Source organism: Mesorhizobium sp. M0152 (genome assembly GCF_040322415.1).
In the GTDB taxonomy this organism is placed as follows: domain Bacteria; phylum Pseudomonadota; class Alphaproteobacteria; order Rhizobiales; family Rhizobiaceae; genus Mesorhizobium.
The window spans coordinates 1-15,604 of sequence record NZ_JAMYTH010000030.1; the positions used below are offsets into that span (position 1 = coordinate 1).

At 63.3% G+C, this 15,604-nt stretch carries 12 protein-coding genes and 1 pseudogene; 9 read left to right on the top strand and 4 right to left on the bottom strand.

Going from position 1 to position 15,604, the window contains the following annotated elements:
* Positions 1-222 precede the first annotated feature (222 nt).
* From NKJ26_RS24635 to uraH, 4 genes and pseudogenes are all read right to left on the bottom strand, one after another.
* Positions 223-420: pseudogene (locus NKJ26_RS24635) on the bottom strand (XdhC family protein); the annotation flags it as partial.
* Between the two features lie 62 nt (positions 421-482).
* Positions 483-2,822 (bottom strand): xanthine dehydrogenase molybdopterin binding subunit, encoded by a 2,340-nt coding sequence (gene xdhB / locus NKJ26_RS24640; RefSeq protein ID WP_352697743.1) that lies wholly within the window; start codon positions 2,820-2,822, stop codon positions 483-485.
* Positions 2,822-4,306: a xanthine dehydrogenase small subunit gene (gene xdhA, locus NKJ26_RS24645; RefSeq protein ID WP_352697745.1), complete on the bottom strand. Its 1,485-nt coding sequence runs from the start codon at positions 4,304-4,306 to the stop codon at positions 2,822-2,824. Before xdhA ends, xdhB begins: the two co-directional genes overlap by 1 nt.
* A 3-nt stretch (positions 4,307-4,309) precedes the next feature.
* Positions 4,310-4,684 carry a hydroxyisourate hydrolase gene (uraH, locus tag NKJ26_RS24650; protein ID WP_352599882.1) on the bottom strand — a complete coding sequence of 125 codons (375 nt, stop codon included), beginning with the start codon at positions 4,682-4,684 and terminating at the stop codon, positions 4,310-4,312.
* Positions 4,685-4,903: 219 nt separating this feature from the next.
* Between uraH and puuE the strand changes: the two genes are divergently transcribed.
* The 9 genes from puuE (at position 4,904) to NKJ26_RS24695 (ending at position 15,592) form a co-directional block, all read left to right on the top strand.
* Positions 4,904-6,322: an allantoinase PuuE gene (gene puuE / locus NKJ26_RS24655; RefSeq protein ID WP_352697747.1), complete on the top strand. Its 1,419-nt coding sequence runs from the start codon at positions 4,904-4,906 to the stop codon at positions 6,320-6,322.
* Positions 6,323-6,332: 10 nt separating this feature from the next.
* Positions 6,333-7,196, top strand: coding sequence for a bifunctional allantoicase/(S)-ureidoglycine aminohydrolase (locus tag NKJ26_RS24660; protein WP_352599877.1), 864 nt, complete (start codon positions 6,333-6,335; stop codon positions 7,194-7,196).
* Positions 7,193-7,699, top strand: a complete 507-nt coding sequence (locus NKJ26_RS24665) for an ureidoglycolate lyase (protein ID WP_352697749.1) — start codon at positions 7,193-7,195, stop codon at positions 7,697-7,699. Before NKJ26_RS24660 ends, NKJ26_RS24665 begins: the two co-directional genes overlap by 4 nt.
* Complete coding sequence (locus NKJ26_RS24670; RefSeq protein WP_352599874.1) at positions 7,696-8,289, top strand: nucleoside deaminase; 594 nt, start codon at positions 7,696-7,698, stop codon at positions 8,287-8,289. Before NKJ26_RS24665 ends, NKJ26_RS24670 begins: the two co-directional genes overlap by 4 nt.
* Positions 8,290-8,384: 95 nt before the next feature.
* A complete protein-coding gene (locus NKJ26_RS24675) occupies positions 8,385-10,370 on the top strand; it encodes a CocE/NonD family hydrolase (RefSeq protein ID WP_352697751.1) in 1,986 nt (661 codons plus the stop codon).
* Between the two features lie 154 nt (positions 10,371-10,524).
* Complete coding sequence (locus NKJ26_RS24680; protein WP_352599870.1) at positions 10,525-12,111, top strand: ABC transporter substrate-binding protein; 1,587 nt, start codon at positions 10,525-10,527, stop codon at positions 12,109-12,111.
* Positions 12,112-12,127: 16 nt separating this feature from the next.
* A complete protein-coding gene (locus NKJ26_RS24685; protein ID WP_352697753.1) occupies positions 12,128-13,087 on the top strand; it encodes an ABC transporter permease in 960 nt (319 codons plus the stop codon).
* Between the two features lie 10 nt (positions 13,088-13,097).
* Positions 13,098-13,922 (top strand): ABC transporter permease, encoded by an 825-nt coding sequence (locus NKJ26_RS24690; RefSeq protein WP_352599866.1) that lies wholly within the window; start codon positions 13,098-13,100, stop codon positions 13,920-13,922.
* Complete coding sequence (locus NKJ26_RS24695; protein ID WP_352697756.1) at positions 13,922-15,592, top strand: ABC transporter ATP-binding protein; 1,671 nt, start codon at positions 13,922-13,924, stop codon at positions 15,590-15,592. The genes NKJ26_RS24690 and NKJ26_RS24695 overlap by 1 nt, the downstream gene beginning before the upstream one ends.
* The last annotated feature ends 12 nt before the right edge of the window (positions 15,593-15,604 follow it).

Here is a 15,604-nt window from a genome sequence, read left to right on the forward strand (position 1 = left end):
ACTGCACCCGCGGGGGGGGGCGCGGCCGCCGCGGGGGGGGGGAGGGGGCGGGGGGGGGGGGGGGCGGGCCCCGGGGGGCGGGGGGGGCCGGGGGGGGGGGGGGGGGGCCCCGGGGGGGGGGGGGCCCGCCGCGGCAGTGCTCGGCCCTGTTTTGGGTCGCGCACTGCCTCTGCCGACCCCCTCTGACCGCTGCGCGGCCATCTCCCCCTCAAGGGGGGAGAAAAGCATCTGCCTAGCCTTGTCGATGGCCATAAACTCAAGCTGGCCACCGCCAATGGTTCCGAAAAGCCCAGCCTGCGAGACCAGCATGAAGGCGCCCTTCTCGCGTGGCGTCGAGCCTTTGGTGCCGGCCACCTCGACCAGGGCAACCCGACCGGTTTGGCCTAGAAAGGCTTTCAGGCTTTGTACTTTCGACATCATCATTCGCATTCCCGTGCGGGAAATATAGAGTTTCTCAGCCCGGTTTGCACGTTTTGCCGGACTCAGGCCTCGGCTTTCAGGCGCTCGATCGCCATCAGCACGCGCTCCGGCGTTGCCGGGGCATCAAGACGCGGGCAGATCCTGTGATCGGCGACGCTTGCCACCGCGTCCGACAATGCATGCAGCACGGACATTGCCAGCGGGAATGGCGGCTCGCCGACCGCCTTGGAGCGATGGATCGTCGGCTCGCCCGCTTCCGACCAGTCGGCCAGCGTCACGTTGAAAATTTTCGGCCGGTCGGAGGCAAGCGGGATTTTGTAGGTCGACGGTGCATGGGTGCGCAGCTGCCCTTTGGTGTCCCACCACAATTCCTCCGTGGTCAGCCAACCCATGCCCTGGATGAAGCCACCCTCGACCTGGCCGAGGTCGATGGCGCGGTTCAGCGAGCGGCCGGTCTCGTGCAGGATGTCGGTGCGCTCGACCATGTACTCGCCGGTCAGCGTGTCGACCGAGACTTCAGAGCACGAGGCGCCATAGGCGAAATAGTAGAAAGGACGGCCTTCGCCCTTGTCGCGATCCCAGTGAATTTTCGGCGTCTTGTAGAAACCGGCCGCCGAGAGCTGAATGCGCGCCATATAGGCCTGCTTGACGAGGTCGGCGAAGGCGATCTCCTGGTTGCCGATACGGACCCGGTTGGGCAGGAACAGCACCTGGTCGCGCGGTACCTGGTATCTCTCGGCGGCGAAGTCGATAAGCCGGTCCTTGATTTGCCGCGCACCGTTCCGTGCCGCCATGCCGTTGAGATCGGTGCCGGACGAGGCTGCCGTGGCGGAGGTGTTCGGCACCTTGCCGGTGGTGGTCGCGGTGATCTTCACCTGGTCGAGGTCGATCTGGAACTCTTCCGCCACCACCTGCGCGACCTTGACATAAAGGCCTTGGCCCATCTCGGTGCCGCCATGGTTCAGATGCACCGAACCATCGGTATAGACATGCACCAGCGCACCGGCCTGATTGTAATGCGTGGCGGTGAACGAAATGCCGAACTTGACCGGCGTCAGCGCCAGGCCGCGCTTGATGAAACGGCTGTTGGCGTTAAAGGCCGATATCTCGCGCCGCCGCCGCGCGTAGCTGGCGCTCTGCTCCAGTTCGGCGACAATGCGGTGGATGATATTGTCCTCGACCGTCTGGTGGTAGGGCGTGACGTTACGGTCGCTGGTGCCGTAAAAATTCTTTTTACGGATTTCGAGCGGATCCTTGCCGACGGCAAAGGCAACCTCATCGATGACGCGTTCGGCGCCGACCATGCCTTGCGGGCCGCCGAAACCGCGGAAAGCTGTGTTCGACACGGTGTTGGTGTAGAGCGGCGCCGATTGCGCATGCACCGCCGGCCAGAAATAGGTGTTGTCGCAATGGAACAGAGCGCGGTCGGTGACGGGTCCGGACAGATCCGCCGAGAAACCGCAGCGCGCCGCGAACATGAAATCGACGCCGAGAACATTGCCGTCATCGTCGAAGCCGACTTCGTAGTCGACGAGGAAATCGTGTCGCTTGCCGGTGGCGATCATGTCGTCGTCGCGGTCGGGACGGATTTTTACCGCGCGATGGTGCTTCTTGGCGGCGATCGCTACCAATGCCGCAAACTGATTGCCTTGCGTTTCCTTGCCGCCGAAGCCGCCGCCCATGCGGCGGATTTCCACCGTGACGGCGTTGCTCGGCACGCCGAGCGCATGGCTGACCATGTGCTGGATTTCACTCGGATGCTGGGTCGAGGAATAGATGGTGACGTCCTGGTCCTCGCCGGGTACGGCCATGGCAATGTGGCCTTCGAGATAGAAATGCTCCTGGCCACCGATGCGCATTTCTCCTTTCAGCCGGCGCGGCGCTGCCTTGATCGCGGCGGCCGCATCGCCGCGCTTCAGGGTCAGAGGCGGCGTGACGAGCTTGTGCTCCTTCGGATCAAGCTCGCCAATATCGGTGACGAAAGGCAATTCCTTGTATTCGACCCGGACTAGTCTGGTGGCTCGGCGTGCCTGCTCGCGGGTTTCGGCAATGACGCAGAAGATCGGCTGACCGTGGAACTGCACCTTGTCGTCGGCCAGCACCGGCTCGTCGTGACGGCCGGTCGGCGAGATGTCGTTTTCGCCAGGAACATCCTTTGCCGTCAGCACATCGACGACGCCGGCGGCAGTACGCACCGCCGACAGGTCCATCTTGACGATCGTGGCATGCGTTGCAGTCGAAAGCCCGAGGCAGCCATGCAGCGTGCCCGCCGGTTCCGGCATATCGTCGATATAGACCGCCGTGCCGCTGACATGCTTATGCGCGGAATCGTGGCGCTGGTCGGTGGCGACACCGCCGGCGATCTTTTCAGCCTTGAGGTTTGACGTGGCGTGCTTGTTCATCACGCCGCCTCATGCCTTGAAACCTGGATCGGCTCTTTCGAGCCGCTGGTCTCGGCGAAGAAGCGCAGCAAAAGGTTGCGCGCCGCCAGCGCCCGGTACTCGGCCGAAGCCCGCATATCGGTGAGGGGCGTGAAATCCTTGGGATACTCTGCCATCGCCGCTTCAACCGTCTGTTCGCTCCACGGCTTGCCGAGCAGCGCTTTTTCGACGGCCGCAGCCCGCTTCGGCGTTGCCGCCATGCCGCCATAGGCGATCCGGATGTCCGCGACCGTGCCGTCCTTGGCCAAGGTCAGGAAAAAGGCGCCGAGCGCCGCCGTGATGTCTTCATCGCGGCGCTTGGTGATCTTGTAGACGGCAAACTTTGTTCCCTTGGCCGGTACAGGTACGTGAACGGCCTCGACGAATTCGCCAGGCTGCCGGTCCTGCTTGCCATAGGCGATGAAGAAGGTTTCCAGCGGGATCGTGCGCCGCTTGTTGCCCTTGCGCAGTGTCAGCCGTGCGCCTAGTGCAATCATCGGCGGCGGCGTGTCGCCGATCGGTGAGCCATTGGCGATGTTGCCGCCGATGGTGCCCATGTTGCGCACCTGTTCGCCGCCGATGCGATCGAACAACGGTCCCAGCGCCGGGATGCGTTTGGCGAGCGTCGAGAAGGCTTCGGAGTAAGTAACGCCGGCGCCGATGGTGATGACGTCCTTGTCTTCGGAAATGGTGCAAAGCCCGTCGAGATCGCCGATGAAGATCACCGGCGAGATGTCGCGCATATGCTTGGTCACCCACAGGCCGACGTCGGTCGAGCCGGCAACGATGGTGGCGCCAGGTTCCTTCTCCAGCACGGCGGCGAAATCATCAACGTCAGCCGGCACGACGAACCGCGCCTTGCCGGTGCCGATCTCGACACGGGCGCCGTCATGCATGGCCTCGAGCCTGGCCGTGATCGCCTTGCGCTCCGCGGCCAGCGGGTCCTTCGCCGCGTTCCCGTAGCTGGAAATGGCGCGGGCGGCGCGCATGATTGCCTCATAGCCGGTGCAGCGGCAGAGATTGCCTTGCAAGGCTTTTTCTATCGCCTCGTTCGACGGATCTGGTGATTTCATCCACAGACCGTAAAGCGACATGATGAAGCCCGGCGTGCAGAAACCGCATTGCGAGCCGTGGAAATCGACCATCGCCTGCTGCACCGGGTGCAACTGGCCTGGCTCGCCACGCAGATGCTCGACGGTGACGACATGGGTGCCGTCGAGCGAACCCAGGAAGCGAATGCAGGCGTTGACGCTTTCATAGACCAGCCCGCCACCGGCCGAGAGCTTGCCGACCAGCACGGTGCAGGCGCCGCAATCGCCCTCGGCGCAGCCTTCCTTTGTGCCGCGCAGCGAGCGGTCGAGCCGCAGCCAGTCGAGCAAGGTCGCATCCGGGGCCACCGACGAAAGCACGACGTCCCCACCATTGAGAATGAAGCGGATGTCGTTACGGATCTTGACCTTGGCCATGCCTCAGCTCCCCCTGTACGTCGAATAGCCATAGGGCGAAACGAGCAGCGGTACGTGATAGTGCACCGGCTCGGCCATGCCGAAGCGGATCGGCACACTGTCGAGAAAGGCCGGCTCCGGCAAATCCGTTCCCAAACCTCGCAGATAGTCGCCGGCGGCAAATACCAGTTCGTACTCGCCGATGCGGAACTCGCCTCCCGCCAGCAACGGCGCGTCGCAACGGCCATCGGCATTGGTGACGACGGTCTTCAGATGTGTCCGCGCATGGCCATCGAGGCGATACAGCGCGATCGACAGGCCGGCCGCCGGCTTGCCGGTCGCCGTGTCCAAAACATGGGTCGTCAGGCGCCCGCCATCGGCTTTCGACGTTTCTGCCATTGGCCGCCTCCCATTCCAATGCGAACGAACTGGTCCAATACGAATGAACTGCCCGCTACAGTGAACAACACTGATGAATTGTGCGCCAATTAAAGGCGATGCATAAGTCCCGGTCGAGCGGAGTGCGACAAAAACACTTTCAAAAATTTTCGGGGGAATGCGCGAGCGGTCCTTTCGATATCCTAATCATACTTCGGGCCATGCCCAGCGGGAGGGACGATGCGTTACACCAGGGACATGCGCGGCTACGGAGCCAATCCGCCGGATCCGAAATGGCCTGGCGGTGCGCATGTGGCCGTACAGTTCGTCGTCAACTACGAAGAGGGCGGCGAGAACTGCGTGCTGCATGGCGACAAGGCCTCGGAGGCCTTCCTGTCGGAGATCGTCGGCGCCGCACCCTGGGTGGGCCAGCGCCACTGGAACATGGAATCGATCTACGAGTACGGTGCCCGCGCCGGCTTCTGGCGGCTCCATCGCCTGTTCAGCGAGGCTGAGGTGCCGGTGACCTGCTATGGCGTTGCCACCGCGCTTGCGCGCTCGCCAGACCAGGTCGCCGCGATGCAGGAAGCCGGCTGGGAAATAGCCTCGCATGGGCTGAGATGGATCGACTATCGGGACCACAGCGCCGAGGATGAGCGCCGTGATCTCGAAGCGGCGATCCGCCTGCATTACGAGGTGACGGGCGAGCGCCCGACCGGCTGGTACACGGGCCGCACTTCGGTCAACACGGTGCGTCTGGTGGCCGAAGAAGGCGGCTTCGACTACGTGTCTGATACCTATGACGACGAACTGCCCTATTGGTTCGAGCATGCCGGCGGCAGCCAGCTCATCATCCCCTACACGCTCGACGCCAACGACATGCGCTTCGCCACGCCGCAAGGTTTCAACTCGGGGGACCAGTTCTTTGCCTACCTGAAAGACAGTTTCGACACGCTGTGCGCCGAAGGCAAGGCAGGCCGGCCGCGCATGATGAACATCGGCCTGCATTGCCGGCTGGTCGGGCGCCCGGGCCGCGTGGCGGCGCTGAAGCGCTTCGTCGATTATGTGAAGTCGCACGACAGGGTCTGGCTCGCGCGACGCATCGACATCGCCCACCATTGGCAAGAGAACCATCCCTACCAGCCGCCGGCGCTCAGGCCCTCGAAGATGGAGTTCGAGACGTTCGTCCACACGTTCGGCGGCGTTTTCGAGCATTCGCCGTGGATCGCCGAACGCGCCTATGAGCTGGAACTGGGCCCGGCGCACGACAGTTCGGGTGGCCTGCACAATGCGCTCTGCCGCGTCTTCCGCTCCGCCAGCGAGACCGAACGGCTCGGCGTGCTCAACGCCCATCCCGACCTTGCCGGCAAGCTGGCCAGCGCCAGGCGGCTGACAGCGGAATCGACCCGGGAACAGGCCTCGGCCGGCCTAGACGCGTTAACCGACAAGGAGCGCGAACTGTTCTCCAAGCTCAACGCCGCCTACGTCACCACTTTCGGATTCCCCTTCATCATCGCGGTGAAGGGCAAGACCAAGGAGGCGATCCTGGCGGAATTCGAGGCGCGCATCGGCAACAGCCGCAGCGTTGAATTCGAGACCGCCTGCAAACAGGTCGAGCGCATCGCGCTGCTCCGCCTCAGGGATATGTTACCGCAATAGGTTTGAACCCATGGATACGATCAGGATGCCCGAGCGAACCTATTACGCGCCGCAAGGCGGCCATTCCGGACAGAGCGAGCTGCTGACCGGCCGCGCCGTCTTCACCGATGCCTATGCCGTTATCCCCAAAGGCGTGATGCAGGACATCGTCACCAGCGCTCTGCCGTTCTGGGACAAGACCCGCGTCTGGATATTGTCGCGGCCGCTGTCCGGGTTCGCCGAGACGTTTTCGCAATATATTGTGGAGGTCGCGCCTGGTGGCGGCAGCGATCGGCCGGAACCGGACGAAGGCGCCGAGGGTGCGCTGTTCGTGGTCGAAGGCGAGTTGACGGTCCTGGTTGCCGGCAAAAAGCATAATCTAAGGCCGGGCGGCTTTGCCTTCCTGCCGCCGGCGAGCGGCTGGACGGTTCGCAACGAAAGCAAGGCCGATGTCCGCTTCCACTGGATTCGCAAGGCTTACGAAGCCGTCGACGGCATCGAAGCGCCGGAAGCCTTCTTCACCAACGAACAGGAGATCGCGCCGTCACCGATGCCCGGTACCGAAGGCCGCTGGGCGACGACGCGTTTCGTCGATCCGAACGATATGCGCCACGACATGCACATGACCATCGTCACGCTCGAGCCGGGCGCCGTCATTCCTTTCGCCGAGACCCATGTCATGGAGCACGGCCTCTACGTGTTGGAGGGCAAGGCGGTTTATCGGCTCAACCAGGACTGGGTCGAGGTCGAGGCTGGCGATTATATGTGGCTACGCGCCTTCTGCCCGCAGGCCTGCTATGCCGGCGGCCCGGGAAAATTCCGCTATTTGCTCTACAAGGACGTCAACCGCCACGCCAAGCTCGGCGGCGCCGGTATCGCAAGGCGGGCGCCGTGACCCGCATCGTCGCGCGGCCGCTGACCCGCGAGAGCTTTGCCGCATTCGGCGACGTCATCGACATGAGCGGCGACAACCATTACCCGATCAATGGCGGCAAGGCCGAGCGCTACCACGATCTCGCCACCGCCGAAGCGACGGGGCCGAACGGGCGCGTGCTGATCTCGATGGTGCGCGGCACGCCATACGAATTGCCGCTGAAACTGACGATGGTCGAGCGGCACCCCTTCGGCAGCCAGGCCTTCATCCCGCTGTCGCCGCGGCCGTTCCTGGTCGTCGTCTGCCATGATGGTGCCGAGGGGCCGGGCGAGCCGCAAGCCTTCATCACCGCGCCCGGGCAAGGCATCAACTACCGGCGCAATCTTTGGCACGGCGTGCTGACGCCACTCGGCGAGCCTCAGGATTTCGTGATCGTCGACCGTGGCGGCGACGGCTCCAATCTCGAGGAGTTCCATTTCTCGCACCCCTACGAGATTCATCTCCCTGACGAGACCCGGTCATGACCGACATTTCGCTGATCGACCGCCTGCTCGATGTGATCGAGCACGACATCGTGCCGAAAACGGCCGATGGTGTCGCCCTCGGCAACAAGCTGTTCGGCGCGGCGATCCTGCGCAAGGACGACCGTTCGCTAGTGCTGGCCGAAACCAACAACGAGATGGAGAACCCGCTCTGGCACGGTGAGGTGCATTGCCTGAAACGCTTCTACGAAATGCCTAAGGCGGAGCGCGTCGACACTGCTGACGCCATTTTTCTCGCCACACACGAACCCTGCTCGCTCTGCCTGTCGGCGATCACCTGGACCGGCTTCGACAATTTCTACTATCTGTTCAGCCACGAGGATTCGCGCGACAGCTTCGCCATCCCGCACGATCTGAAGATCCTTAAAGAGGTCTTCACTCTCGATCCCGGCGGCTACAATGCCGAGAACGCCTATTGGAAGAGCTTTTCGATCCGCCGGCTGGTGCGGGCGCTGCCCGAGGCCGAGCGCCAACGGCTGGAAGCACGCATCGGCAGGATTTCGGCGCGCTACGATGAATTGTCTGAGGCCTATCAGGAGAGCAAGGCCGACAACGACATTCCGCTGAATTGAGGGTGTGGAGCGGACTGGGCACAGGTCGCATTTTTCGCTGCTCCAGTCGCGAATGGCGATTGAAAGTGGCGTTGCCGCGGGGCGTTATGCTGACCATGAAAACCGTCACCGAATTTCCCCGCAAGGTCGTCGAATTCCCGGACATGGGCATCGTCATGCCCGACGGCTGCCGGCTGTCGGCGCGGGTGTGGATGCCGGAGGATGCCGGCGACGACCCGGTGCCCGTCATTCTCGAGCACCTGCCCTATCGCAAGCGCGACGGCACCATCTTTAGCGATCAGCTGACGCATCCCTATTTCGCCGGCCATGGCTACGCCGCGATCCGCGTCGATATGCGCGGCAACGGCGATTCCGAAGGGCTGATGGACGACGAATATTCCGAGCAGGAATTGCAGGACGCCTGCGACGTGATTGCCTGGGCTGCAAGCCAGCCCTGGTGCAACGGCAATGTCGGCATGATGGGCATCTCCTGGGGCGGCTTCAACTGCCTGCAGGTGGCGGCCAAGCAGCCGCCGGCGCTGAAGGCGGTGATCAGCCTGTGCTCGACGGTCGACCGTTACGCCGACGACATCCACTACAAGGGCGGCTGCCTGCTGATCGAGAATTTCGGCTGGGCCTCGACGATGCTGTCCTATTCGTCACGGCCGCCGGACCCGCTGATTGCCGGCGACAACCGTTGGCGCGACCTGTGGCTCAACCGGCTGGAGAACCAGACTTTTCTGGCTCCACTCTGGCTCAGCCACCAGCACCGCGACGCCTATTGGAAACGCGGCTCGATCTGCGAGGATTTTTCCGCCGTCAAGGCCGCCGTGCTGTCGATCGGCGGCTGGCATGACGGCTACCGCAACACCATCTCGCATCTCGTCAGCAACATCGGTGCGCCGGTCAAGGGCATCGTCGGCCCCTGGATCCACAAATACCCCCATTATGCGGCGCCCAAGCCCGCCATCGGCTTCCTGCAGGAAGCGCTGCGCTGGTGGGACCGCTGGTTGAAAGGTATCGACACCGGCGTCGAGGCCGACCCGGCATACCGTGCCTATGTGATGGACAGCGTGCGTCCCGCTCGCTGGCACCCGGAGCGGCCGGGCCGTTGGGTGGCGGAGCAGGAGTGGCCGTCACCCCACATCAAGGCGCAAGCGATCGAATTGATCCCGGCAGGCGGCAAACCAGCCATCGTCGCCTCGCCGCTGAATTGCGGGATGGCCGGCGGCGAATATTTCCCGTTCACCTTCGGCCCCGAACTGCCGGGCGACCAGCGCCCCGACGATGCGCTGTCGGTTTGTTTCGACCAGCCGCAACTCACTGAAGCGATCGACATCGTCGGCGCGCCGGAAGTCGAGGTGCGGGTCTCCTCCGACCGCCCGCAGGCCAACATCGCGGTCCGGCTCTGCGACGTGCACCCAGATGGCGCCTCGGAGCTGATTTCCTACGGCGTGCTCAACCTGACACACCGCAACTCGCATGAATTCCCGCAAGCCCTGGTGCCCGGCGAAACCGTGTCGGCGCGCGTGGTGCTCGACCAATGCGCTTACCGCGTGCCGGCCGGCCACCGCCTGCGCATTGCCGTGTCGAACGCCTATTGGCCGATGATCTGGCCTTCACCGGAGCCAGTCCAACTCACCCTGTCGACAGCGACTCTAGCTCTGCCGCTGCGGCCCCTGGCGACAGGCGACGAAGTGGCGTTCGCCGAGCCCGAAGGCGCCACTCCCTGGGCGACAAAAACGATCCGGCCTGCCAGTTCGGAGCGCCACGTCGATCGCGACGAAAAGACCGGAATAGTGACGCTTTCCATAACGGATGATTTCGGCGAAGTGCGGGATCTCGACCATGGGCTGGCCAATGGCAGCATCGCGCGCGAGATCTGGACGATCCATCCTGACGATCCGTCGTCAGCCACGGGAAAGACGCACTGGACGCAGGCCCTGTCGCGAAATGGATGGTCGGTGCGCACCGAAACAACCGCCGAAATGCGATCGGATGTGCAAAACTTCATCGTCAGTGCCAGAATCGAAGCCTTCGAGGGCGAAACGCTCGTTTTTGAGCGCATTTTCGAAGAAAAGATTCCGCGTGCGTTTCTTTGAGTGCTGAAGCCGTTGGTCCAATTGCGACGTGCGATTTACGCCACGGCATGTCGCATTCGGTCTTGCTTACCGCTTTCCCTTGCGGTCATTATTCCCCTTACAAGAAGCAAGAAAATCGACCGCAGAGTCGGACCAACAGAGTGAGGAACTCAAAATGTCAAACGAACTGGAATTCCTTAGCCGGCGCGTTGCGTCCGGCAAACTGAGCCGTCGTGATTTTCTCGGTCGGGCGGCAGCGCTCGGTGTCACCGCGACCTTCGCCAACTCGCTGCTTTCAAGTGCGGCACGCGCGGCGGGACCGGTCAAGGGCGGCACGTTGAAGGCCGGCCTTGTCGGCGGCGAATCCACCAACAGCCTCGACCCCGCGCTGTTCATGACGCAGGTGCCGTTCGCCTTCGGCAAGATGTGGGGCGAACTGATCGTCGAGCTGTCGCCTGAGGGCAAGCTCGAGAACCGCATCGCCGAGGAGATCGGCTCGTCGGACGACGCCAAGGTCTGGACGCTGAAGATCCGTGATGGGGTCGAATTCCACAACGGCAAGACGGTGACAGCCGAGGACGTGGCCGCCACGCTGGAGCGCCATTCGGACGAGAAGTCGAAATCGGGCGCGCTCGGCTACATGAAAGGCATCGAGACCATCAAGGCCAACGGCAAGGAAGTGGTGCTGACGCTGAAGGAGGCCAACGCCGACCTTCCCTACCTGCTCAGCGATTACCACCTGATCGTGCAGCCCAACGGCGGCAAAGACAAAGCCGATGCCGGCATCTCGGCCGGCCCCTATAAGGTCACCACCAATGAGCCCGGCGTGCGCCACGGCGGCGAGCGTTTCGCCAATTATTGGCAAGGCGACAAGATGGGCCATGCCGACCAGATCGAGATCATCGTCATCAACGATGCGACGGCGCGCACGGCGGCGCTGCAGGGCGGCCAGGTCAACATGATCAACCGCGTCGAGCCGAAGATCGTCGACCTGATCAAGCGTGTGCCGGGCGTCACCATCCGCAATCACGCCGGCCCCGGCCACTATGTGTTCATCATGCATTGCAACACGGCGCCGTTCGACAACAACGACCTCAGGATGGCGCTGAAGCTGGCGATCGACCGCGAGGAGATGCTGAACAAGGTGCTGCGCGGCTACGGCTCGCTCGGCAACGACTTCCCGATCAATTCGTCCTATCCGCTGTTCACGGAGATCGAGCAGCGCAAGTACGATCCCGACAAGGCCAAGTTCCACTACAAGAAGTCGGGTCATGACGGCGCCGTGCTGCTGAGGACGTCGGACGTCGCTTTCCCGGGCGCGGTGGACGCCTCCCAGCTCTTCCAGCAAAGCGCTGCAAAGGCAGGCATCAAGATCGAGCTCAAGCGCGAGCCCGGCGACGGCTATTGGAACGAGGTCTGGAACAAGCAGCCCTTCTGCGCCTCCTACTGGGGCGGTCGCTCGACGCAGGACCAGATGTACTCGACAGCCTATCTGTCGACTGCTGACTGGAACGACACGCGCTTCAAGCGTCCGGACTTCGACAAGATGGTGCTGGCCGCCCGCGCCGAACTCGATGAGGCCAAGCGCAAGCAGATGTACCACGACATGGCTGTCCTGGTACGCGACGAAGGCGGCCTGATCCTGCCGATGTTCAACCAATTCATCGACGCGACCGGTGCCAAGGTCGATGGCTGGGTGGACGATCCACACCAGGAACTGATGAACGGCTACGCCCTCGCGAAGTGCTGGCTGCAGGCCTGAGTCCGGCTTTGCGGATATGTCTTCACCCGTCCTGAAACTAATTGCCCAGCGCATCGCGCTGGGCATCCTCCTTCTGTTGGCCATATCGGTCCTGATCTTCGCCGGCACCCAAATCCTGCCCGGCGACGTCGCGCAAGCCATTCTCGGACAATCGGCGACGCCGGAGTCGCTTGCCAATCTGCGTGAACAGCTCGGGCTGAACAATCCGGCCTATATCAGGTATTTCCACTGGCTCGGCGGTGTGCTGACCGGCGATCTCGGCACCGCGATGTCGAGCGGCCAAGACATCGCCACGTCGATCAAGGGCCGGCTGTGGAACACGCTCTTTCTCGCTTTCTGGGCGGCGGTCGTCGCCGTGCCGCTGGCGATCATCCTCGGCCTGATCGCAGTGCGCTACCGCAATGGCTGGGTCGACAAGCTGATCTCCGGACTGGCGCTTGCGTCGACCTCCTTTCCCGAATTCTTCATCGGTTATGTGCTCGTCTATTTCTTTGCCGTGAAATGGCAGATCTTCCCGGGCATCTCGACCGTCTATGACGGCATGCCGTTCGGCGAGCGCATGCAGGCGATCGCCCTGCCTGCGGCCGCGCTGACGCTGGTGGTGCTGGCGCACATGATGCGCATGACGCGCGCCGCGATCCTCAACGTCATGCAGTCGGCCTATGTCGAGACGGCGGAACTGAAGGGCCTGTCGGCGTTCAACGTCATCCGCAAGCATGCCTTCCCCAATGCGATCGCGCCGATCATCAACGTCGTCATGCTCAACCTCGCCTATCTCATCGTCGGTGTCGTCGTGGTCGAGGTGATCTTCGTCTATCCCGGCATGGGACAATATCTCGTCGATCATGTCACCAAACGCGACGTGCCGGTGGTGCAGGCGGTCGGCCTGATCTTCGCCGCCGTCTACATCAGCCTCAACATCATCGCGGACATAGCTGCCATCGTCGCCAATCCGCGCCTGCGGCATCCAAAGTGAGGGGGCGGTCATGCTCGACATAAAACGCATCCCCATCCCGGCGCTGATCGGCATCGTACTGACGGCACTGTTCGTCTTGGCGGCAGTCTTCGCGCCATGGATCGCACCGCATGACAATGGCGAGATCGTCGGCGACGTCTGGGAACCCATGTCGGCGATGCATTGGCTGGGCACCGACAATCTCGGCCGCGATCTGTTATCGCGCATGATCTACGGCGCCCGCATCACCCTGTTCATCGCGGTGCTGGCCACCGCGTTGTCCTTCTCGCTCGGCGCCATACTCGGCTTCTCGGCGGCAGTATTCGGCGGCTGGTTCGACACGCTTCTGTCGCGCCTTGTCGACCTCCTGATGTCGATCCCGACGCTGATCATGGGCTTGGTCGTGCTCTCCGTTCTGCCGACCAACCTGGTGACGCTGATCCTGGTCATGGGCATTCTCGACTCGACCCGCGTCTATCGCCTGTCGCGCGCCGTCGCCGTCGACATCAACGTCATGGACTATGTCGAGGCCGCCAAACTGCGCGGCGAAGGCAGCGGTTGGATCATTTTCCGCGAGATCCTGCCCAATGCGCTGTCGCCGCTGGTCTCCGAACTCGGCCTGCGCTTCATCTATGCCGTGCTGTTCCTGTCGACGCTGTCCTTTCTGGGGCTGGGCGTGCAGCCGCCGGATGCCGATTGGGGCGGCATGGTCAAGGAAAACAAGGACGGCATCGTGTTCGGCATAGCCGCCGCGCTGATCCCGGCCGCGGCGATCGCGGCGCTGGCGATCTCGGTCAACCTGGTCGCCGACTGGATACTCAACCGCACGACGAGCCTGAAGGGAGGACGCGGGTGATGGCTGACAGCAAAGCGAAGCCCGGGCAAGCGAAACCGGGCGTGCTGCTCGACATCCGCAACCTGCGCATCGAGGCCACGGTGTATCCGCCCGGAGAGCCGCCGAAGAACATCGTGCTGGTCCACGACGTCTCGCTGACGCTGGAGAAAGGCAAGGTGCTCGGCCTGATCGGCGAATCCGGCGCCGGCAAATCGACCATCGGCCTGTCGGCGATGGGCTATGGCCGCGGCGGCGTGCGCATCACCGGCGGCGAGGTGATCCTCAACGGCCGCGACATCCTCAAGGGCGGCAAGCAAGGTTTTCGCAAATTGCGCGGCCGCGAGGTCTGCTATGTCGCGCAGTCGGCGGCCGCCGCCTTCAACCCGGCGCACAGGCTGATGGACCAGGTGGTGGAAGCCACCTTGCTGCACGGCACGGCAACGCGGGCCGAGGCCGAGAAGCGCGCGGTCGCGCTGTTCAAGAAGCTCAGCCTGCCGAACCCGGAAACTATCGGCGAGCGGTTTCCGCACCAGGTCTCGGGCGGCCAGCTGCAGCGCGTGATGACGGCGATGGCGCTGTGTTCCGAGCCGGACCTCATCGTCTTCGACGAACCGACCACCGCGCTCGACGTGACGACGCAGATCGACGTACTGGCGGCGATCAAGGACGCCATCCGCGACACGCATGTGGCGGCACTCTACATCACCCACGACCTTGCCGTGGTCGCCCAGGTTTCGGACGAGATCATGGTGCTTCGCCATGGCAGGCTGGTCGAATGGGGCGGCACCCGCCAGATCATCAAGGAGCCGCGCCAGGAATACACCAACGCGCTGGTGTCGGTGCATGAGATCGAACATGCCGAGCAGAAGCCGGGTACCAGTCCGTTCCTGTCGGTGAAGAACGTCACCGCGGCTTATGGCGGCGGCCACGTCAAGGTGCTGAAGAACGTCTCGGTCGACATCTATCCGGGCCAGACATTGGCCGTCGTCGGCGAATCCGGCTCCGGCAAGTCGACGCTGGCGCGCGCCATTACCGGTCTGTTGCCGCCAGAACAGGGAACCGTCACCTTCGATGGGCGGCCGCTGGCCAACCGGCTCGCCGACCGACCGAAGGAGGACCTTCGCCAGCTGCAGATGATCTACCAGATGGCCGACGTGGCGATGAACCCGCGCCAGACCGTCGGCACCATCATCGGCAGGCCGCTGGAGTTCTATTTCGGCATGCGGGGCAGGCAGCGCGATGCCCGCGTCGCCGAACTGCTCGACAAGATCGAGATGGGCAAAGGGTTCATCGACCGTTACCCGGCGGAGCTTTCCGGCGGCCAGAAGCAGCGTGTCTGCATCGCCCGCTCGCTCGCCGCCAAGCCCAAGCTGATCATTTGCGACGAGGTGACCTCGGCACTCGATCCGCTGGTGGCGCACGGCATATTGAAGCTTCTGCTCGACTTGCAGCAGGAGGAAAGCGTCGCCTATCTGTTCATCACCCATGACCTGGCGACGGTGAAGTCGATCGCCGATTCGATCGCGGTGATGTATCGCGGCGAGGTGGTCCGCTACGGCTCCAAGAGCAAAGTGCTGACCCCGCCTTTCGACGCCTATACCGATCTCCTGTTGTCATCGGTCCCCGAGATGGAGATCGGCTGGCTGGAAAAGGCGATCAAGGGACGGCGCATGGAGAGCGCGGGGAATTAGAATGGTTGCTTC

What these genes read in the sequence shown, in the direction of transcription:
- NKJ26_RS24690 (WP_352599866.1), top strand. Translation starts at nt 13,098, where the DNA reads ATGCTCGACATAAAACGCATCCCCATCCCGGCGCTGATCGGCATCGTA.
- xdhA (WP_352697745.1), bottom strand. Translation starts at nt 4,306, where the DNA reads ATGGCCAAGGTCAAGATCCGTAACGACATCCGCTTCATTCTCAATGGT.
- puuE (WP_352697747.1), top strand. Translation starts at nt 4,904, where the DNA reads ATGCGTTACACCAGGGACATGCGCGGCTACGGAGCCAATCCGCCGGAT.
- uraH (WP_352599882.1), bottom strand. Translation starts at nt 4,684, where the DNA reads ATGGCAGAAACGTCGAAAGCCGATGGCGGGCGCCTGACGACCCATGTT.
- xdhB (WP_352697743.1), bottom strand. Translation starts at nt 2,822, where the DNA reads ATGAACAAGCACGCCACGTCAAACCTCAAGGCTGAAAAGATCGCCGGC.
- NKJ26_RS24680 (WP_352599870.1), top strand. Translation starts at nt 10,525, where the DNA reads ATGTCAAACGAACTGGAATTCCTTAGCCGGCGCGTTGCGTCCGGCAAA.
- NKJ26_RS24685 (WP_352697753.1), top strand. Translation starts at nt 12,128, where the DNA reads ATGTCTTCACCCGTCCTGAAACTAATTGCCCAGCGCATCGCGCTGGGC.
- NKJ26_RS24675 (WP_352697751.1), top strand. Translation starts at nt 8,385, where the DNA reads ATGAAAACCGTCACCGAATTTCCCCGCAAGGTCGTCGAATTCCCGGAC.
- NKJ26_RS24670 (WP_352599874.1), top strand. Translation starts at nt 7,696, where the DNA reads ATGACCGACATTTCGCTGATCGACCGCCTGCTCGATGTGATCGAGCAC.
- NKJ26_RS24695 (WP_352697756.1), top strand. Translation starts at nt 13,922, where the DNA reads ATGGCTGACAGCAAAGCGAAGCCCGGGCAAGCGAAACCGGGCGTGCTG.
- NKJ26_RS24660 (WP_352599877.1), top strand. Translation starts at nt 6,333, where the DNA reads ATGGATACGATCAGGATGCCCGAGCGAACCTATTACGCGCCGCAAGGC.